Here is a 19,346-nt window from a genome sequence, read left to right on the forward strand (position 1 = left end):
GGCACACGCCCTCCCCAGGGCCGATAGGAGATCGAATTCTGGTGAATGAATCGCCGTTGCTTTCAGCGCTGTTCCCGCAGGCCGGTTCTGGGGAACTGAAATGAAGCGTGTGTCCAAAGCCCTGCCGACGCTGCTGGCTGCAATCGCCCTGAATGCATGCGCGCAGGCGCCCGCCCCGTCATCGAATGCGGGGCCTGAAGTTATCCTTGCCGGGCACAAGCTTGCACTTGTGAACCACGAAGGTCGTTGCGCACTGCGCAGCTCCGATGCATCACTGCTAGAGTTGGACATGCCCTGGCCCTGCCAATTCAGCCCGGATAGGGATGGAGGCAAGCCTCGCGTGGAACAGTTCAATGGTGTGCAGATCATCATTGTCAGCCATGTGCAGCCAGCCCCGTCGCTGCCCGGAGGTTGCGATAGCCAGTACCAGGCTGTTCGCCAGGTGGGCAACCGCCTCGAGCCTTCCATCCTGGCACGTGGCGCCAGTTGCTCAAGCGGCCCTGTGGACCAGAAAAACTTCGTAGGGCTGTTCGGGTGGTAACCGAAATCGCTGACTAGCCGTCGCTACGCCAGGTCGTCCGCAAGCGCAAAGGGTGTTACCAGCCATGAAGAAAATCCTCTTGTCCCAACAAGATCGCGGCTTCGGCCAGATCGGTGGCGCGGCTTTGCTCAAGGACCTCTCCTTGTGGCCGAGAAACCCTGAAACCGGCATGTTGCTGACGCCCATCCTGACCCTGAGCGAGCACTTCCAACCGGCCATGTTCGTCCCACCAGGCATGGCCATCACGGTTTTCCTCGCCGTCGAGCAACATCAGGATGGCAGTTTCAGCCGCCCTCTCCAGCGTCGCTATACGGTCAATCAACAAGTCGAACTGCTGAACATCGTCAGCAGCGGCTTTGCCCGGGTCATCCTGCACGAACTCGCCAGCCAGCCGCTGGAGCCCGCCAATCCCCCCTTGCTGCTGGAGCGAGCGTTCATCGATTTCGAAGAAATGACTGACGAAGAGCATGACGAGGAACATCAGGATGAGGACAGCGGGATCGGCCTGAGCAAACCCAGCGGTAGGCCCTGCTGGATGCAGGACACGATCTACGAACCAATGCGCTACATGTTCATGATGCAACTGATAGATGCTGACGTGGCCGAAGCCAGCCCTCAGCATGCGGGGCTGTTCGGCGAAGGTATCGGCTATCTGTTCGTGGACATGCAGGCACGCCGTGGCAAGCAAGGCGACGACGCCGGTTTCTTCTTCATTCAGTTCGCCTGAATGACCAGCCAGGATCAAGGCCCGCCCATGAACATAGCTACGGCACGAATGGCAAGATCTCGGGGGCCTGGTATGAATATCTACCATTTAGACAACGCGCCAGCGCCCTGGGGAGACTGGGGCGCGGCACTGGTCCAGGGCATGATCGCCTGGGACGAAGATACCGATGTAGACAGCATCAAGCGGGCCGGCCCGTATACCCCGGCCGCCTACATACGTTCGGGTTCTCTGGTGCTCACCCAGCCGGTCAAGGAAGCCCTGGAAAAAAGCGGGCTGAAGGGGGTCGGGCGTTACGAGCACCTGGAGAAGACCCATATCGTGCACATCGACTGGCTGCACTGGGATACCAGCAAACCCATTACCGAATACCTCGATCTGGAAGGCGAGCCAACCTGGATCATCGATTCCCTGCCCCATGACCCTGAGCTTGCCGCACGTATGCCGGAGTACTGGCAGGCATTCGTGGTGGGCAAGCTCAACCTGCTCAAGGACCCGCAGCATGACCCTGCCGACCTCGGCCAGTATCTCAAGGTGCTCAAGGCCGACGAGCAAGCCGATTTATTCAAAGGGGATGTCTATCGTGGGTATTTCCTGAGCGAACGCGCCAAGGAGTGGCTGGAACAGCAGTGCCCAGGTTGCTTTACATTCACCCTGCTCGGTTGAATCAGTCCAGCTGCCGAGCCCTCAGCGCCTGCGCCAGCATGTCAATGAAGGCGCGGACCTTGGCCGAACCGTACTTGCTCTCCCGGTGCAGTATATGGATTGGCCACGGCGCCTCTTCGTATTCGGCAAGGATCACCTGCAACTGCCCACTGGCCACCTCATCCGCGACCTGATACGACAGCAGGCGGGCAATGCCCAACCCGCCGCTGGCGGCAGCGATTGCCCCGTCATTGCTGGTCACCATCAAGCGAGGCTTCATGCGCACCAGAGTCGGCTCATCGTTCACCCCGAAACGCCAGCCGGCTCGCGGCGACAGGTTGGTGGTGCCGATCACCGCATGCTCCGCCAGGTCGGACGGGTGCTTCGGCACGCCGTGGCGCGCCAGGTACTCGGGAGAGGCGCACAGCATGCGCCGGACCCTGCCCACCCGCAGTGCTTTGAGCCCGGAGTCGGGCAAGGGGCCGATACGAACGGCCACATCCATGCCCTCTTCGACCATGTTGACGATGCGGTCGAGGAAGTAGGCGGAAACGTCGACCTCGGGGTACTGCTGCAGGTAGTGGACGATGCACGGCATGACGAACTTCTTGCCGAACAGGATAGGCGCGGTGACGGCCAGGTCGCCCTTGGGCGTGGCGTTGATGCCGGCGGCGGCTTCGTTGGCCTCGTTGATGCTGGCGAGGATATGCCGGGTGTCTTCCAGGTAGCGGCCACCGGCTTCGGTCAGGCGTACGCTGCGGGTGGTGCGCAGCAGCAGCTTGACCCCCAGCTGATCCTCCAGGGCGCTGACGGCACGGGTGACCGCAGCTGGGGAGATGTCCAGGCGGCGGGCAGCGGCGGCGAAGCTTTCCAGCTCGCCTACGGCGACGAACACCTTCATCAGGTGGATCTGGTCCATGCGGGTTCCTGGGAGGCTATGAAGTGCCGGGATTATCTTTCATCTGGGCGTTTTGTGTTGCCTGTTCTGACCTCATCGCCGGCAAGCCAGCTCCCACAAGTACGGCGCAGCCCCGAGGCTTGTGCTATTCCTGTGGGAGATTGCCCAGCCCTTTGGGCTGCGCTTTCGCGCAGAGAACCAATATCGCTCGTCTGACGCGTCCTTTGTAGGAGCAGCCTTGTGCTGCGAAGAGGCCGGTACAGCCAATAGACAGGCTTTGTCAGCACCGGCCTCTTCGCAGCACAAGGCTGCTCCTACAGAACCTCGCCGAACCAATGAGTCATGTGTTGTTCTATGAGAGCTGGCTTGCCGGCGATGAGTCGGTAAAGGCATATCAGATATCCAGTACCAACGCCTGCCCTCCCTCCTCCACCCGCGCCGGTATCGCGCAACAGATTAGCGCAGTCCCACTTTCCGGCATTTCCGCCGGCGGATTCGGGTAATGCACCTGGCCACTGACCAACCGGGTCTTGCAGGTACCACACGACCCACCTCGGCAACTGAACTCCGGCGACAATCCGCGAGCCTCGGCCAGCTCCAGCAGCGTCCCGCTACCGGGCGCCCAGCGCGCTTCTTTCGCCGAAGCCGCAAAGTACACCGGCACCGGCTCACTGGCCGCGGACGGCTGTTGCAGGGTGGGCTGGTCATCGTCGGTGTGCCGCCGGAGCGTTGACGGGCCAAAGGCTTCGGCATGAATCCGCGCATCCGGCACATGCAGCCCGCGCAGCCCTTCATACAGGTCCTGGGTAAAACTGCCTGGGCCGCACAGGTAGAAATCGTAGTCGTCCAGCGCCAGCGTCGCCTTGACCTGCTCGATACCCAGCCGACCGGCAAACTCGTAATCACGCCCCGTCAGCGCATGCTCTTCCGGCTGGCTCAGGGCGCGGTACACGTGCAGCAGGCCGCCGGCCTGTTGCCGCAAACTTGCCAGTTCCTCACGGAACGGCAGGTCGGCCAGGCTGCGCGCACCATGGAACAGATGAATGCGCCGTGCCTGCCCCTTGCTCAACTGCTCGCGCAGCATTGCCAGTAACGGCGTGATACCCACACCCGCGCAGATCAGCACCAGCGGCCGCGTACTCTGCTGGTCCAGCGTGAAGCTGCCCATCGGCGAGCGCACGTTCAGCACATCGCCTGCCACGACGTGCTCATGCAGGTGCCGCGAGGCCCGACCCTGGGCTTTGACGCTGATGCGCAGGTAACCGTCGGAAGGCGCGCTGGACAGGCTGTAGGTGCGGATCAGCGCCGCCTCACCGTCGAGCTGGACTTGCACCGGAACATGCTGCCCGGGTGCAAAGGCCATCGCACTGCCAGCAGGAGGCTCAAGGTAGAACGAGCGGATATCACGGCTTTCCTGCTCCACCCGCAGCACACGCCAGGCCTGCCATTGGCGCTGCCGCTGGCGTTGCTGCAGGCGTATGTCGGCCTCGGCCCAGGTGCCGGTCATCAGGCTGGTCGGGGCGTACTCCTTGAAGGCCCAACGCAGGGAAACGGCAGCCGGGCGCCGCACCACCTGCTCGACCTCCAGCGTCCACAAGCGCTCGGCGCCTTCGAACGCCTGGATGGCGGGGCTGTCCAGCAGCAACTCGGCATGCCCGTATACCTGCAACACGTTGCCGTTGCTGAAATCGATGAATAGCAACCCTGCTTGCGGGTTCACCAGCAGGTTGCCCAAGGTGTTGAAGTGCAGGTTGCCAGCATAGTCGGGAATGGTCAGGCGGTTGCCTTCGACCTTGATGAACCCGGGCCGCCCGCCACGGTGGGAGACATCCACCGAACGCTGGCCGTCGACATGCTCGACATAGCTGGCGACAAAGAAGGTGTCGGCTGCCTGGATCATGCTGACAGCCGAGGCATCGAGTGTCGTCGCATCGACACGCCCTTGGGCGGGTTCCGCGACACGGGTGTAGTCACGCAGCTGGATATACTGCGGGCAGTTGCCGAACGACTGCTCCACAGTCACCTGCAGTTGCCCGTCGCCGGCCTGGTGGATCTGGCCGTTGAGGCGGTTGCGCCGGCGGGTATGCAATTCGATCCCCAGCAGGCCGACCGCCTGCCCGGCAGCCAGCCCCGGGGTGGCGGGATCGTCTGCTGGCAGTTGAGTGTCGATCGTCAGCTGGCGCGGGTCCGGCGAGCTGACGAAACCTTCCGGCCCTTCCAGCAGCGTTGCCCAGGGCCGCCCCAGTGCATCCACGCTGGCGGCGACCATGAACGGCAACTGGTGATAGAAAATACGATGCTGGTCGGGCATGTAGTCACGAATGACCTTCTGCCCGAACGCCTCCATGCGCTCCGCGACACCGGCTTTTTCTTGCAGGGTCTTCTCCCCCGCATGCCAGGGCGAGGAGTGGTGGTCCGGGTTCTGTTGCATGGCGGCGTTCCTCGCAGTGGCGGGATATCAGGCGCTGGTCTGCAGGCCGATCACGGTGCGTGGCATGGGCACGAAGCGCGGCAGCGCCTCGATCCGCGCCAGCCAGCTGCGTACGTTGGCATAGGGCTCCAGCGACACATTGCCCTCCGGTGCGTGGGCGATGTAGGAGTAGTTGGCGATATCGGCGATGGTGGGTGTGCTACCGGCCAGGAAGGGCGTTTTGGCCAGCTCGGCGTCGATCACCTTCAGCAGGGTATGGGCGCGGGTAATCACTTCGTCGGTGTTGAACGAGGCTCCGAACACCGTGACCAGACGCGCGGCAGCAGGACCGAAGGCCAACGGGCCGGCAGCGACCGACAGCCAGCGCTGGACGCGGGCGGCGGCAGCGGGTTCCTCAGGGAGCCAGGTGCCGTTGTCGTACTTCTTGGCCAGGTACACCAGGATGGCATTGGAGTCAGCGATCACCGTGCCGTTGTCGTCGATGACCGGGACCTGGCCGAACGGGTTGAGGGCCAGGAAGTCCGGCTGCTTGTGCGCGCCTTTGGCCAAGTCGACGAACACCAGCTCGGTGGGCAGGTTCAGCAGCGAAAGCATCAGCTCGATGCGATGGGCGTGGCCGGACTTGGGGAAGTTGTAAAGCTTGATCGGGTTCGACATGGGCTTGGCTCCTGATCAGCACCGGGGTGGGGCTGGTGGAGCACATGCTGCACCGGTTCGGCTGGCAGCAGAATCCGTGTGGCGGGGAAACCATAATTTCGCGGAGCGGAATAATGGAAGTATCCAGATCCGCGTATGCCCTGTGTAGGAGCGGTCCTATCGCGACACAAGGCCGCTCCTACAAACCGATATTGGCCGGTATTATCAAGGCAGGTGCAAGATCAGTGCAGCTTGTTGAAATACCGGAACAACCCACGCGCAGCCTCGATCACCTGCGGCACACAGGCCTGGATGTCCTCTTCGCTCATCTGGTCCAGCAGCTCGAAGTTGTCCTCCAGCCCATGCAGCGAAATGGCCTTGAGCAGTCGGTCCTGCTGCGGCGGCAGCTCGGCCCAGCCAGCGACCTGGGTGCCGCGCATATAGCCGAAGCACCATTCCTCCATCACGACCACCGTGCCTGCCTCGCCTTCACTTTCCTCGAACAGCGGCTCGAAGTGATCGACGTCGTCCCCCAACTCCTCCGCCACCTGGCTGGCATAGCGCAGCATCAATGCCGTATACGCCTCTTCATGCGCCGGCTTCTTGAATTTCGGCACCTTGCCGCCAGCCACCGCGGGCAGCCACTGTTCCGGGGTGACAGTGGTCGGTGAGCTGGCCAGTGCAGTGAAAAAGCCATTGAGCTCGGCCAGGTTGAGTACCGAGTAGTCATTGCCGTAGGTGATCAACAGGTCTTCGAGGCGGTCGAGTTCTTTTTCGCTGAGTGCGGGGAGCATGGGTGAACATCCTGGGAAGCAAAAGTGTGTGCACCCTAGCACAGCAACGCCAGAAGGGCTGCCCGCGCTTACAGCTTTGCGGGCAGATTGCTTAACGTGGCAACCAGCCATGCAGCAGTTGCTGCCTGCCAGTTCCGATCAACAGCCATAGCAGAATGCGACACTTGCGCGGACACAACTGCCCCGCCATATGTACCCCCTTGCTCTGCAGATCGATCTCGGCACCGGCAAAACCGTAAGAGGCCGTGGCTGTTGGGCCACTGCCTGTGCGGCTAGCAACAATCACTGGCAAGGTCGGCGCGAGATGGCCAAGCACTTCGGACCAGCTACCGGAAACGTGGCCGGCACCAAAACCGGCGATGACCAGCCCCTCGTAGCCCAGTGCCGCTGTAGCCTTCAACAACGCCGTATCTGCGTCCAGGCACGCTTCCAGCATTGCAACCCGGTGCCCGGTGCGATGCGGTAACGGCAGCACCTCTCGTGGGCCAGATGGCTGACGATATACCACAGCACCTTCCACAATATCGCCCAGCGCTCCGCACCCGGGCGATTCGAATGCAGCCATCGCGAGGCTTGCCGTCTTGCGAACCCTTGCAGCACAGTGGACCTGATCATTCATCAGTACCAGAACGCCGCGCCCACGGCTGCCCGGCGCCAGTGCAACCTGCGCCGCAGCCAGCAGGTTGGCCGGGCCGTCGTTGCCCGGCTGGCTGGCCGCGCGCATGGCACCGGTCATTACCAATGGCGCATCGAACGGCCAGAGCAGATCGAGGAAATACGCCGTTTCCTCGAGGCTGTCGGTACCTTGGGTCAGTATCACCGCGTGTGCTCCGCGAGCCACCTCGCCCCGGGCCCAGGCCAGCACCTCGAGCATCGCCGCAAAGCCCAGCGAGGCACTGGGGAGCAGACCCAAAGTGGCAGCTTCAAGCTGGGCCATCTCACGCAGTTGCGGCAACTCGGCCAGTTGTTCATCGCAGTCAAGCTTGGGCATCACCCCGCATTCGCTCGCACTTGCCCGCATGCTCACCGTCCCTCCAAGGCTGGCAATCGACAACTTGGGCAGGTTTGCATGCGCTTTCATACGCCACCTCCAGCAAGCAGCCCGACCAGCGGAACGATCGCCAGTGTGCTGATGGCCATCGACACTACATTGCCGATGTAACCATGCATGTAGGCCGGCAAGCGCTGACTGATGGCCACTGCCAACGGTGGCGCTACCAGCGCGCCCAGCACTGCACTGGCTACGACCACTTGCCAGTCTCCACCGTGGGTGAGCACAGCGGCAGGTACGATAGAGACGATGGGAATGTAAGTGGGGTACCAGCCTCGCGCCTGCCATTGGCGACGCCAGAACACGACTCCCACCAGTGATGCCAGCGCCTGCCCGGCAACCAGCGGTATCAGCAGCAGCGAACCGTAGACTGGCGCAGCGGGGGCCAGCATGTATGCCAGGAACACCCCCAACAGCAGCCCGAGGCTGGCCAGTTCATTACCAAAGAATGGCGCTTCGCTGAAATCGGCCAGTACACGCCGCAAGGTCCAGGCCACACCGTAGTCGGGCTGGGCCGCATCGGATTCAGGTGCGGCGGTCGGGTGGCTGGGCCGTACCCATGATGGAAAGCGCCAACACAGCATGAACGCAATCACGCTTGCCAGCGCCATGCCACCTACGTTGCCGACTACCACCGGCAACTGCAGGGGATAGCACAGGTAGTTGACCATCAACAGGCTGGCTGGTGTTACCAACAGCGCTCCCAGCAGTGCGCCAATGATGGTCACCTGCCAACCCGCACCAAACAACAGCACCATGGCTGCTGGCAAGGATACGAAAGCAACGAAGGTTGGTTGCCAGGTGCCACTGGCCAAGGTCCATCCCCACAACGCGTGACTGAGCAACAAGCCCAGCAGCGAACTGGTGAACACCCACGGCCATAGTCCGCTGCCGTAGCAGATGGCAAAGCCGTGCCAGCGATACCCATGCACATGGGCCCAATGCGCCAGGCAAGCTCCCAGTAGCAAGCCCAGGGCGGGCAACTCGTGCTTATAGAAGGCCACTTCGCTGATATCACCAACTATCCAGCGCAGGCGGCTTAGCGGCTGATCGAGCGTCGCGGCCAGTTGCATGTAGTCCGGCCATTGGCCCTGTACAAGGCTGGCTGCCAGCAGCACCAGCAGGCAGGCAAGGATCAACACCGACGAACGCTGCCGGTTGGGGAAGAGTAGCGTTTTCATGTGCAACTCCTCAGCGGGGCATAGGTGCATGAAGGCGATAGCCAAGCGTCGCATCGTAAAGGTCGGTGCGCCTGTCTCGCGGCAGGTCGTTGAGGCTGTTCCAGATCGGCGCCGAGCGGGCGCTGCTGAGGTCGACATCGGCGTAGAGAATGCCCTCCTCCTCTGCACTGGCCACCTCGCCGATGGGCCAGCCATTGGTACCGGCAATCAGTGAACAGCCCAGGAAGCGACCGCCCCGCTCGCTACCTATGCGATTGGCGGCAGCGATGTAAACGTTGTTGGCGTGTGCCGCCGTCATGGTCAGGTAGGACGCCATGCAGCGCCCTGATTCATCGAACAGTGGTGGTGGCGTCCATACCCAGTTGTTCAGGCTGCAGATGATGTCGGCGCCTTGCGCAGCCATCAGCCGCGGCACTTCCGGGAACCAGATATCCCAGCAGATCAGCAGGCCGATACGGCCGATCGGTGTCTCGAACACAGGGAAGCCCAGGTCGCCAGGGGTGAACCAGAGCTTTTCCTGGTTCCACAGATGGGCCTTGCGGTAATGCCCGAGCAAGCCTTGCGGACCGAACAGAACGGCACTGTCGAAAAGTTTCAGTCCCTCACGTTCGGCAAAACCCGCAGCCAGATATACCTGGTACTCCTTGGCGAAATCCGCCCAGGCTTTCAGGCTGCGCCCCTCCTCCAGCGTTTCGGCGTGGGCATAGGCCTCTGCACGCGTGTGGAAGGTGTAGCCGGTGTTGGCCAACTCGGGTAGCACGATCAGGTTGGCGCCTTCACGCGCCGCGCACCGGGCCAATGCCAGGCCCTTGCTCAGGTTGCCATCACAATGCTCCAGCCCGACCTGAGGGTCGTACTGGATGACAGCGATACGTACGGGGCTGACGGGCGTGCAATGTTCAGACATGGCGGCTTCCTTTTATGGTTGTTTTGGAAGGGCGCCAGTAAAGCGGGGTTGGGCGGGGGAGTGACAGTCGGGGAGTTCCTATGGGATCGAAGGACAAGAGAGGTGTTCCAGTAGGAAACTCCCTACAAAAACGCCCGGATGCAGCTATTTCCCAACTTGATAATGTGGGTAGTGGTTCAGGGTAAAGCCACCATTGAACGATGCCGATGTTCTGTTGCACAGGTTGATGACCACATCAAGCGCCGTGCGTAAACACGGCTCGGTCCAGCCGGCGTCAACAGAGAAGGACTCTCCAGCCAGATACAACCCTGAGCTGGCACTCAGATCACGGTTGTACTTCATCAAGCTCACTGCATCGTAATAGGTCCCAGCCCGATACAACTTTGCGCAACCAAGCGCGTTTCGATCAGTCATCCAACGCTGTATGCGAATGTTTCGGGTATCGATATAAGGCGATATGGGTTCAGCCACGTTGCTGCAGCTAAGGAGGATCCGATCGAGTTCCTTCACGCACTTGTCGCCCAGTTCTTCATCTGAGAACGCGGCCAGTTTCGTTGCATCGTCTTCCCAGGTGTAACTGAGCAGGATGCAGTCATCAGCGTAATGGTCGTTGTAGCGGTAGGCATAGACATCGTGAACGAAACTGTCAGTGACCAGGATTTGCGGAAAAGCTGGGTTACGGTCCAGGAAGCTCTTATTCAGCGGGGCATAGACCTTGCAGCTTGTCTCCCAGTGAGCATGCTTACAGGCATCCATGATCGTCTGCGGCAATATCTGACGGCTGAAACCGTCGAGGCGGATGTTGGTTTCGATCAGCCAGGAAGGAATGGTCAAGATCACGCTGTCGAAGTCTTCGTATTGGACGTTCCCCTGCACCGGATCACTGCAATGCCAACGGTATCCGACCCGTACGCGACCATCCTCCAGCTTTTGTAGGGAACAGACCGAAGTGTCAGTCAGTAACCCATCATCTCGTTGCAGCAGGTGGTCATACAGCGAGGAACCGCCCATCCCGACGTCCAGAAACATGAGGCTTTCGTCCATCGCCGCAAGCCCGATATAGGCTGGCCCCTGAAACATCAATCCTTTACTGTCAGGGACGCTGCTGGCTTCAAGATGGGGCGCAGCGTAAGGCACACCGTCCTGGTCAACACGCCCATGCACCAACTGCAAATGACTGCTGAAACCAAAGATTGCTGTACGCAGCGGGTAAAGGCAGCAGACGTCATAAAACGCTCCCCAGCTACCATCTCCAATACCGATTGCATAGAAGATGGCCGACTCGTCGCCACTCATGCCTAGCCCGCCAAAATCACCAGGGGTTGCGGGGTCCCAAGCAGTAAGAGCGGGTAAACGCACCAGATCTCTAAACGATATTCGATGATAGCGCTTGACGATCGCCGACCACATCGACTCCCAACCATAAGTGCCATAAACCGCAGCAATACGCTCGGCGAACTGCTCCGCAAAATGGCGCCATTTATCGTAGACCTGCTGAAGCATCGCAGAAGGGGGTGGTGTCGTTCCTTCGGGATTGCGCCAGACCAACAGCTCAGGGTCTCTCTCACCCTCTAATTGCCCGTCACGAAGATATATTCCAGTGGCATTCACCCAAGGTGTCCCTGGATTTGGAAAATTGGAAATTCGTAGCTCGAACAGCTTGGCGTAATAGGCCATAAGCGAACGCCCATCTTTTGGGGGCTCACCAGTCCTGTTGAAGAACGGCATGCGCATGGCCCCCATTTCAAAAGGGGTTACAGGCTGTTTGTGATTTCCTGCGTTACTCACCAGCGTGAGGTGGCGCCCACCCACACGCCGGGACTGCTCGATCAAGGTGATATGGGTAAAGCCGCAACGAAGCAATTCCCGGGCTGCAGTCAGCCCGGTAACACCAGCACCGACAATACAGATCCGGTGATCCGGCTGAGTGGCGTATGCAACTCCGCCCTCTTGTTCGAGTAGACGGCGATAATCAAAGCAAAGATCAGGAGGGTTAGGGTAACGCGCAGCCCATGGCTTTACGGACAGGGATGGCTCGATAGCCAGATCAGCAGGATGGTTGTGTGTTGAGCCGATGGTCATGGTCTCGTGTTCTCAATGAGTTGGGAACATGAGAATGATCAATCAAGATATGCGTGAGGAGGTTGTTAATTAGCACCAACTGGCCACCACAGGATCGGGAGATATCTGTGGTGGCCCGGTTGATGTCAATAAAGCCGTTACACCTTACACCGCCAGCGCGCGCTCACGCAGCTCGCTGTTGAGGATGCGGTCGTTCTCGCTGTAATCGACCGGGCAGTCGATCACGTGCACGCCCGGGGTCTTGATGCAGTGCTCCAGCAGCGGCAGCAGGCCTTCGGCGCTTTCCACGCGGTGGCCGTTGGCACCGTAGGCTTCGGCGTACTTGACGAAGTCCGGGTTGCCGTAGTCCAGGCCGAAATCGGTGAAGCCCATGTTCGCCTGCTTCCAGCGGATCATGCCGTAGCCGTCGTCACGCAGGATCACCACGGTGATGTGCATGCCCAGGCGTACCGCAGTCTCCAGCTCCTGGCTGTTCATCATGAAGCCGCCGTCGCCGCAAACTGAGATCACCGGGCGGTCCGGGTGCACCAGGTGCGCGGCCATGGCCGATGGCAGGCCGGCGCCCATGGTCGCCAGGGCGTTGTCCAGCAGCACGGTGTTCGGCTTGTGCGCCTTGTAGTTGCGGGCGAACCAGATCTTGTAGATGCCGTTGTCCAGGGCAACGATGCCTTCGGACGGCAGCACGCGACGGATGTCGGCGACCATGCGCTGCGGGTAGACCGGGAAGCGGTTGTCGTCTGCACCTTCGGCGATCTGTGCTTCGTTGGCTTCACGGATCGCCATCAGGCGGGTGAAGTCCCAGTGTGTGGTGTCGGTCAGCGCTTCGCTGATCTGCCATACGGCATTGGCGATATCGCCGATCACTTCAACCTGCGGGAAGTACACGGCATCGACTTCGGCGGAGCGGAAGTTGATGTGAATGACTTCGGTGCCGCCACGGACCATGAAGAACGGCGGCTTCTCGATCACGTCGTGGCCGATGTTGACGATCAGGTCGGCGGCTTCGACGGCGCGGTGCACGAAGTCACCCGACGACAGTGCGGCGTTGCCCAGGAAGCGCGGGTGGCGCTCGTCGACCACACCTTTGCCCATCTGGGTGGTGATGAACGGGATACCGGTCTTGTCGATCAGTTGCTTGAGGACCTTGGCGGTCATCTTGCGGTTGGCGCCGGCGCCGATCACCAGGATCGGGTTGCGAGCTTTCTGCAGTTTTTCCACGGCGGCTTCGATGGCCTTGTGCTCGGCCAGCGGGCGGCGGCTCAGGCTAGGCGGAATCGGCAGGCTTTCGGTCTGCTCGGCGGCGATGTCTTCCGGAAGCTCCAGGTGCACGGCACCCGGCTTCTCTTCTTCGGCCAGGCGGAAGGCTTCGCGCATACGGGCCGGGATGTTGTCGGCGGAGGCGAACTGGTGGGTGTACTTGGTGATGGGGTCCATCATGCCGCACACGTCGATGATCTGGAAGCGGCCCTGCTTGGACTTCTTGATCGGCTTCTGGCCGGTGATCATCATCATCGGCATGCCGCCCAGGTAGGCGTAGGCACTGGCGGTGACCAGGTTGGTAGCGCCAGGGCCGAGGGTCGACAGGCTGACGCCGGTCTTGCCGGTCAGGCGACCATAGGTGGCAGCCATGAAGCCTGCGGACTGCTCGTGGCGAGTCAGTACCAGCTTGATCTTCGACTTGCGCAGGGATTCCAGCAGATCGAGGTTTTCTTCACCGGGAATACCGAATACATACTCGACACCTTCGTTTTCCAGGCATTGCACAACGACATCGGCGGCCTTGGCCATCTTGCTTGCTACCTCAAGTGATGGGACGGTGGAAGTCCGGAAATGCGCAGCACGGTACGCTGGCATCGCTCAGCCCGGGGCCAGGAGTGCCCCGAACCAAAGTCTTGACGTAGGGTGGACGCGGGAAAGTCACGTGAATGTGACGGGAATATTTTCGCAGCCTGGGTATTTTGCGGTCGGGGTGGGAGCAGACGTATCGAGGCGTCGAACCGTCGCGAAACAGACGACGCGGTGTATGGCACCGGCTTCGCCGGTGTACGCGGGCGCGCCCGCTCCCACAGGGGCTGCGTATACCCGGGAGTTTTTGCACCACAAAGACAAAACCCCTACCTGCATACGCAGATAGGGGTTTTGCGAAATGAATCTTGACGATGACCTACTCTCACATGGGGAAACCCCACACTACCATCGGCGATGCATCGTTTCACTGCTGAGTTCGGGATGGGATCAGGTGGTTCCAATGCTCTATGGTCGTCAAGAAATTCTGTTGCCAGAATGTCCAGATGGACAGCCCAGCGAATTCGGATATGCGATATTTGTGATGTTGCGAACTTTCGGTTGCTTCGTCTTCACCACCGCAATCTGCGCTAGCAAATTGCTTGGGTGTTATATGGTCAAGCCTCACGGGCAATTAGTATTGGTTAGCTCAACGCCTCACAGCGCTTACACACCCAACCTATCAACGTCGTAGTCTTCGACGGCCCTTCAGGGGATTCAAGATCCCAGTGAGATCTCATCTTGAGGCAAGTTTCCCGCTTAGATGCTTTCAGCGGTTATCTCTTCCGAACATAGCTACCCGGCAATGCCACTGGCGTGACAACCGGAACACCAGAGGTTCGTCCACTCCGGTCCTCTCGTACTAGGAGCAGCCCCTCTCAAATCTCAAACGTCCACGGCAGATAGGGACCGAACTGTCTCACGACGTTCTAAACCCAGCTCGCGTACCACTTTAAATGGCGAACAGCCATACCCTTGGGACCGGCTTCAGCCCCAGGATGTGATGAGCCGACATCGAGGTGCCAAACACCGCCGTCGATATGAACTCTTGGGCGGTATCAGCCTGTTATCCCCGGAGTACCTTTTATCCGTTGAGCGATGGCCCTTCCATACAGAACCACCGGATCACTAAGACCTACTTTCGTACCTGCTCGACGTGTTTGTCTCGCAGTCAAGCGCGCTTTTGCCTTTATACTCTACGACCGATTTCCGACCGGTCTGAGCGCACCTTCGTACTCCTCCGTTACTCTTTGGGAGGAGACCGCCCCAGTCAAACTACCCACCATACACTGTCCTCGATCCGGATAACGGACCTGAGTTAGAACCTCAAAGTTGCCAGGGTGGTATTTCAAGGATGGCTCCATGAGAACTGGCGTCCCCACTTCAAAGCCTCCCACCTATCCTACACAAGCAAATTCAAAGTCCAGTGCAAAGCTATAGTAAAGGTTCACGGGGTCTTTCCGTCTAGCCGCGGATACACTGCATCTTCACAGCGATTTCAATTTCACTGAGTCTCGGGTGGAGACAGCGCCGCCATCGTTACGCCATTCGTGCAGGTCGGAACTTACCCGACAAGGAATTTCGCTACCTTAGGACCGTTATAGTTACGGCCGCCGTTTACCGGGGCTTCGATCAAGAGCTTCGCTTGCGCTAACCCCATCAATTAACCTTCCGGCACCGGGCAGGCGTCACACCCTATACGTCCACTTTCGTGTTTGCAGAGTGCTGTGTTTTTAATAAACAGTCGCAGCGGCCTGGTATCTTCGACCGGCATGGGCTTACGGAGCAAGTCCTTCACCCTCGCCGGCGCACCTTCTCCCGAAGTTACGGTGCCATTTTGCCTAGTTCCTTCACCCGAGTTCTCTCAAGCGCCTTGGTATTCTCTACCTAACCACCTGTGTCGGTTTGGGGTACGGTTCCCAGTTATCTGAAGCTTAGGAGCTTTTCTTGGAAGCATGGTATCAACCACTTCGTCGCCTAGAGGCAACTCGTCATCAGCTCTCGGCCTTGAAATCCCGGATTTGCCTAAGATTTCAGCCTACCACCTTAAACCTGGACAACCAACGCCAGGCTGGCCTAACCTTCTCCGTCCCTCCATCGCAATAACTGGAAGTACAGGAATATTAACCTGTTTTCCATCGACTACGCTTTTCAGCCTCGCCTTAGGGACCGACTAACCCTGCGTCGATTAACGTTGCGCAGGAAACCTTGGTCTTTCGGCGTGCGAGTTTTTCACTCGCATTGTCGTTACTCATGTCAGCATTCGCACTTCTGATACCTCCAGCAAGCTTCTCAACTCACCTTCACAGGCTTACAGAACGCTCCTCTACCGCGTCATCAAAGATGACACCCGTAGCTTCGGTGCATGGTTTGAGCCCCGTTACATCTTCCGCGCAGGCCGACTCGACTAGTGAGCTATTACGCTTTCTTTAAAGGGTGGCTGCTTCTAAGCCAACCTCCTAGCTGTCTAAGCCTTCCCACATCGTTTCCCACTTAACCATGACTTTGGGACCTTAGCTGACGGTCTGGGTTGTTTCCCTTTTCACGACGGACGTTAGCACCCGCCGTGTGTCTCCCATGCTCGGCACTTCCAGGTATTCGGAGTTTGCATCGGTTTGGTAAGTCGGGATGACCCCCTAGCCGAAACAGTGCTCTACCCCCTGGAGTGATACATGAGGCGCTACCTAAATAGCTTTCGAGGAGAACCAGCTATCTCCGAGCTTGATTAGCCTTTCACTCCGATCCACAGGTCATCCGCTAACTTTTCAACGGTAGTCGGTTCGGTCCTCCAGTCAGTGTTACCTAACCTTCAACCTGCCCATGGATAGATCGCCCGGTTTCGGGTCTATACCCAGCGACTAAACGCCCTATTAAGACTCGCTTTCGCTACGCCTCCCCTATTCGGTTAAGCTCGCCACTGAATATAAGTCGCTGACCCATTATACAAAAGGTACGCAGTCACCTAACAAAGTAGGCTCCCACTGCTTGTACGCATACGGTTTCAGGTTCTATTTCACTCCCCTCTCCGGGGTTCTTTTCGCCTTTCCCTCACGGTACTGGTTCACTATCGGTCAGTCAGTAGTATTTAGCCTTGGAGGATGGTCCCCCCATATTCAGACAAAGTTTCTCGTGCTCCGTCCTACTCGATTTCATTGACAAGAGATTTTCGTGTACGGGGCTATCACCCACTATGGCCGCACTTTCCAGAGCGTTCCACTAATCTCAAATCAACTTAAGGGCTGGTCCCCGTTCGCTCGCCACTACTAAGGGAATCTCGGTTGATTTCTTTTCCTCAGGGTACTTAGATGTTTCAGTTCCCCTGGTTCGCCTCTTGCACCTATGTATTCAGTACAAGATACTCAGCTTATGCTGAGTGGGTTCCCCCATTCAGAGATCTCTGGATCACAGTCTGTTTGCCGACTCCCCAAAGCTTATCGCAGGCTACCACGTCTTTCATCGCCTCTGACTGCCAAGGCATCCACCGTATGCGCTTCTTCACTTGACCATATAACCCCAAGCAATCTGGTTATACTGTGAAGACGACATTCGCCGAAAATTCGCATGTTGCTCTTTCGAGCAGAACTCACAAATTTTACCTTAGCCTGATTAACCAGCAGTGAAACTGGTCATCAGTCTATATCTATCACATATCCGAATTTTTAAAGAACGATCTGACAAAAGCCAGAAATCAACATTCGAACTGAATGTTCATTTCTAAGTTCTGACAAGCTACTGCGTACGGCGAAAGTGGTGGAGCCAAGCGGGATCGAACCGCTGACCTCCTGCGTGCAAGGCAGGCGCTCTCCCAGCTGAGCTATGGCCCCGTATTCTACGGCTGAACCATGTAATGGTAGGTCTGGGCAGATTTGAACTGCCGACCTCACCCTTATCAGGGGTGCGCTCTAACCAACTGAGCTACAGACCTATAACAGGGTCGCGTTACAGCATCGTCTTTTACAATGAATCAAGCAATTCGTGTGGGAGCTCATCAGCAGGCTGATGTCGTCGATTAAGGAGGTGATCCAGCCGCAGGTTCCCCTACGGCTACCTTGTTACGACTTCACCCCAGTCATGAATCACACCGTGGTAACCGTCCTCCCGAAGGTTAGACTAGCTACTTCTGGTGCAACCCACTCCCATGGTGTGACGGGCGGTGTGTACAAGGCCCGGGAACGTATTCACCGCGACATTCTGATTCGCGATTACTAGCGATTCCGACTTCACGCAGTCGAGTTGCAGACTGCGATCCGGACTACGATCGGTTTTGTGAGATTAGCTCCACCTCGCGGCTTGGCAACCCTCTGTACCGACCATTGTAGCACGTGTGTAGCCCAGGCCGTAAGGGCCATGATGACTTGACGTCATCCCCACCTTCCTCCGGTTTGTCACCGGCAGTCTCCTTAGAGTGCCCACCATAACGTGCTGGTAACTAAGGACAAGGGTTGCGCTCGTTACGGGACTTAACCCAACATCTCACGACACGAGCTGACGACAGCCATGCAGCACCTGTGTCAGAGTTCCCGAAGGCACCAATCCATCTCTGGAAAGTTCTCTGCATGTCAAGGCCTGGTAAGGTTCTTCGCGTTGCTTCGAATTAAACCACATGCTCCACCGCTTGTGCGGGCCCCCGTCAATTCATTTGAGTTTTAACCTTGCGGCCGTACTCCCCAGGCGGTCAACTTAATGCGTTAGCTGCGCCACTAAAATCTCAAGGATTCCAACGGCTAGTTGACATCGTTTACGGCGTGGACTACCAGGGTATCTAATCCTGTTTGCTCCCCACGCTTTCGCACCTCAGTGTCAGTATCAGTCCAGGTGGTCGCCTTCGCCACTGGTGTTCCTTCCTATATCTACGCATTTCACCGCTACACAGGAAATTCCACCACCCTCTACCGTACTCTAGCTCCCCAGTTTTGGATGCAGTTCCCAGGTTGAGCCCGGGGCTTTCACATCCAACTTAACGAACCACCTACGCGCGCTTTACGCCCAGTAATTCCGATTAACGCTTGCACCCTCTGTATTACCGCGGCTGCTGGCACAGAGTTAGCCGGTGCTTATTCTGTCGGTAACGTCAAAACAGCAAGGTATTAGCTTACTGCCCTTCCTCCCAACTTAAAGTGCTTTACAATCCGAAGACCTTCTTCACACACGCGGCATGGCTGGATCAGGCTTTCGCCCATTGTCCAATATTCCCCACTGCTGCCTCCCGTAGGAGTCTGGACCGTGTCTCAGTTCCAGTGTGACTGATCATCCTCTCAGACCAGTTACGGATCGTCGCCTTGGTGAGCCATTACCTCACCAACTAGCTAATCCGACCTAGGCTCATCTGATAGCGCAAGGCCCGAAGGTCCCCTGCTTTCTCCCGTAGGACGTATGCGGTATTAGCGTTCCTTTCGAAACGTTGTCCCCCACTACCAGGCAGATTCCTAGGCATTACTCACCCGTCCGCCGCTGAATCAAGGAGCAAGCTCCCTTCATCCGCTCGACTTGCATGTGTTAGGCCTGCCGCCAGCGTTCAATCTGAGCCATGATCAAACTCTTCAGTTCAATACTGCTTGGGTTTTTAAGAAACCCTAAACTTGGCTCAGCAATCTCAAATGACTATGTGATTTCTCGCATGGCCACTTGTGATGCTGATAATCTTTGTGACTATCAGTCCGTACTCACAAGC

Annotated in this window: 12 protein-coding genes, 2 tRNA genes and 3 rRNA genes; 3 read left to right on the top strand and 14 right to left on the bottom strand. The window is 58.5% G+C overall.

Annotated elements, in window-relative coordinates; translation table 11 throughout:
* Nucleotides 1-340: 340 nt before the first annotated feature.
* The 3 genes from E5221_RS22110 (at nt 341) to E5221_RS22120 (ending at nt 1,931) form a co-directional block, all read left to right on the top strand.
* Nucleotides 341-541 carry a hypothetical protein gene (locus E5221_RS22110; RefSeq protein ID WP_061551561.1) on the top strand — a complete coding sequence of 67 codons (201 nt, stop codon included), beginning with the start codon at nt 341-343 and terminating at the stop codon, nt 539-541.
* 79 nt (nt 542-620) lie between these two features.
* Nucleotides 621-1,268: a hypothetical protein gene (locus E5221_RS22115; protein ID WP_247846458.1), complete on the top strand. Its 648-nt coding sequence runs from the start codon at nt 621-623 to the stop codon at nt 1,266-1,268.
* Between the two features lie 72 nt (nt 1,269-1,340).
* Nucleotides 1,341-1,931 carry a hypothetical protein gene (locus E5221_RS22120; protein WP_177342390.1) on the top strand — a complete coding sequence of 197 codons (591 nt, stop codon included), beginning with the start codon at nt 1,341-1,343 and terminating at the stop codon, nt 1,929-1,931.
* 1 nt (nt 1,932) lies between these two features.
* Here E5221_RS22120 and E5221_RS22125 read toward each other — a convergent pair whose 3' ends face one another.
* The 14 genes from E5221_RS22125 to E5221_RS22190 all read right to left on the bottom strand — a co-directional run bounded on the left by E5221_RS22125 (nt 1,933) and on the right by E5221_RS22190 (nt 19,222).
* Complete coding sequence (locus tag E5221_RS22125) at nt 1,933-2,829, bottom strand: LysR family transcriptional regulator (RefSeq protein ID WP_182329240.1); 897 nt, start codon at nt 2,827-2,829, stop codon at nt 1,933-1,935.
* Between the two features lie 373 nt (nt 2,830-3,202).
* Nucleotides 3,203-5,239, bottom strand: a complete 2,037-nt coding sequence (locus tag E5221_RS22130) for a pyridoxamine 5'-phosphate oxidase family protein (RefSeq protein WP_247846460.1) — start codon at nt 5,237-5,239, stop codon at nt 3,203-3,205.
* Nucleotides 5,240-5,266: 27 nt separating this feature from the next.
* Nucleotides 5,267-5,896, bottom strand: a complete 630-nt coding sequence (locus E5221_RS22135; RefSeq protein ID WP_015271508.1) for a glutathione S-transferase — start codon at nt 5,894-5,896, stop codon at nt 5,267-5,269.
* 221 nt (nt 5,897-6,117) lie between these two features.
* On the bottom strand, nt 6,118-6,669 hold the full coding sequence (locus tag E5221_RS22140; RefSeq protein WP_061551537.1) for a UPF0149 family protein: 552 nt from the start codon (nt 6,667-6,669) through the stop codon (nt 6,118-6,120).
* 91 nt (nt 6,670-6,760) lie between these two features.
* Nucleotides 6,761-7,750, bottom strand: coding sequence for an asparaginase (locus E5221_RS22145; protein WP_061551536.1), 990 nt, complete (start codon nt 7,748-7,750; stop codon nt 6,761-6,763).
* A complete protein-coding gene (locus tag E5221_RS22150; protein WP_247846462.1) occupies nt 7,747-8,901 on the bottom strand; it encodes a hypothetical protein in 1,155 nt (384 codons plus the stop codon). The genes E5221_RS22145 and E5221_RS22150 overlap by 4 nt, the downstream gene beginning before the upstream one ends.
* Before the next feature lie 10 nt (nt 8,902-8,911).
* Entirely contained in the window at nt 8,912-9,808 is an 897-nt protein-coding gene (locus E5221_RS22155) for a nitrilase family protein (RefSeq protein ID WP_024087631.1), read from the bottom strand.
* Between the two features lie 144 nt (nt 9,809-9,952).
* A complete protein-coding gene (locus E5221_RS22160) occupies nt 9,953-11,890 on the bottom strand; it encodes an FAD-dependent oxidoreductase (RefSeq protein ID WP_247846463.1) in 1,938 nt (645 codons plus the stop codon).
* 144 nt (nt 11,891-12,034) lie between these two features.
* Complete coding sequence (locus E5221_RS22165; RefSeq protein ID WP_039613940.1) at nt 12,035-13,678, bottom strand: acetolactate synthase large subunit; 1,644 nt, start codon at nt 13,676-13,678, stop codon at nt 12,035-12,037.
* 363 nt (nt 13,679-14,041) lie between these two features.
* Nucleotides 14,042-14,157: ribosomal RNA gene (rrf, locus tag E5221_RS22170) — 5S ribosomal RNA — on the bottom strand.
* Nucleotides 14,158-14,288: 131 nt separating this feature from the next.
* Nucleotides 14,289-17,180 (bottom strand): 23S ribosomal RNA (locus tag E5221_RS22175).
* 243 nt (nt 17,181-17,423) lie between these two features.
* Nucleotides 17,424-17,499, bottom strand: a tRNA-Ala gene (locus tag E5221_RS22180).
* A 24-nt stretch (nt 17,500-17,523) separates the two neighbouring features.
* A tRNA-Ile gene (locus E5221_RS22185) sits at nt 17,524-17,600 on the bottom strand.
* Nucleotides 17,601-17,685: 85 nt separating this feature from the next.
* A 16S ribosomal RNA gene (locus tag E5221_RS22190) occupies nt 17,686-19,222 on the bottom strand.
* The 16S, 23S and 5S rRNA genes sit together here with 2 tRNA genes alongside, the layout of an rRNA operon.
* Nucleotides 19,223-19,346 lie beyond the last annotated feature (124 nt).

The organism is Pseudomonas sp. A2 (assembly GCF_023100865.1).
In the GTDB taxonomy this organism is placed as follows: domain Bacteria; phylum Pseudomonadota; class Gammaproteobacteria; order Pseudomonadales; family Pseudomonadaceae; genus Aquipseudomonas; species Aquipseudomonas asiatica.

Coding starts and splice junctions, on each gene's coding strand:
- E5221_RS22120 (WP_177342390.1), top strand. CDS start 1,341: ATGAATATCTACCATTTAGACAACGCGCCAGCGCCCTGGGGAGACTGG.
- E5221_RS22125 (WP_182329240.1), bottom strand. CDS start 2,829: ATGGACCAGATCCACCTGATGAAGGTGTTCGTCGCCGTAGGCGAGCTG.
- E5221_RS22130 (WP_247846460.1), bottom strand. CDS start 5,239: ATGCAACAGAACCCGGACCACCACTCCTCGCCCTGGCATGCGGGGGAG.
- E5221_RS22135 (WP_015271508.1), bottom strand. CDS start 5,896: ATGTCGAACCCGATCAAGCTTTACAACTTCCCCAAGTCCGGCCACGCC.
- E5221_RS22140 (WP_061551537.1), bottom strand. CDS start 6,669: ATGCTCCCCGCACTCAGCGAAAAAGAACTCGACCGCCTCGAAGACCTG.
- E5221_RS22145 (WP_061551536.1), bottom strand. CDS start 7,750: ATGAAAGCGCATGCAAACCTGCCCAAGTTGTCGATTGCCAGCCTTGGA.
- E5221_RS22150 (WP_247846462.1), bottom strand. CDS start 8,901: ATGAAAACGCTACTCTTCCCCAACCGGCAGCGTTCGTCGGTGTTGATC.
- E5221_RS22155 (WP_024087631.1), bottom strand. CDS start 9,808: ATGTCTGAACATTGCACGCCCGTCAGCCCCGTACGTATCGCTGTCATC.
- E5221_RS22160 (WP_247846463.1), bottom strand. CDS start 11,890: ATGACCATCGGCTCAACACACAACCATCCTGCTGATCTGGCTATCGAG.
- E5221_RS22165 (WP_039613940.1), bottom strand. CDS start 13,678: ATGGCCAAGGCCGCCGATGTCGTTGTGCAATGCCTGGAAAACGAAGGT.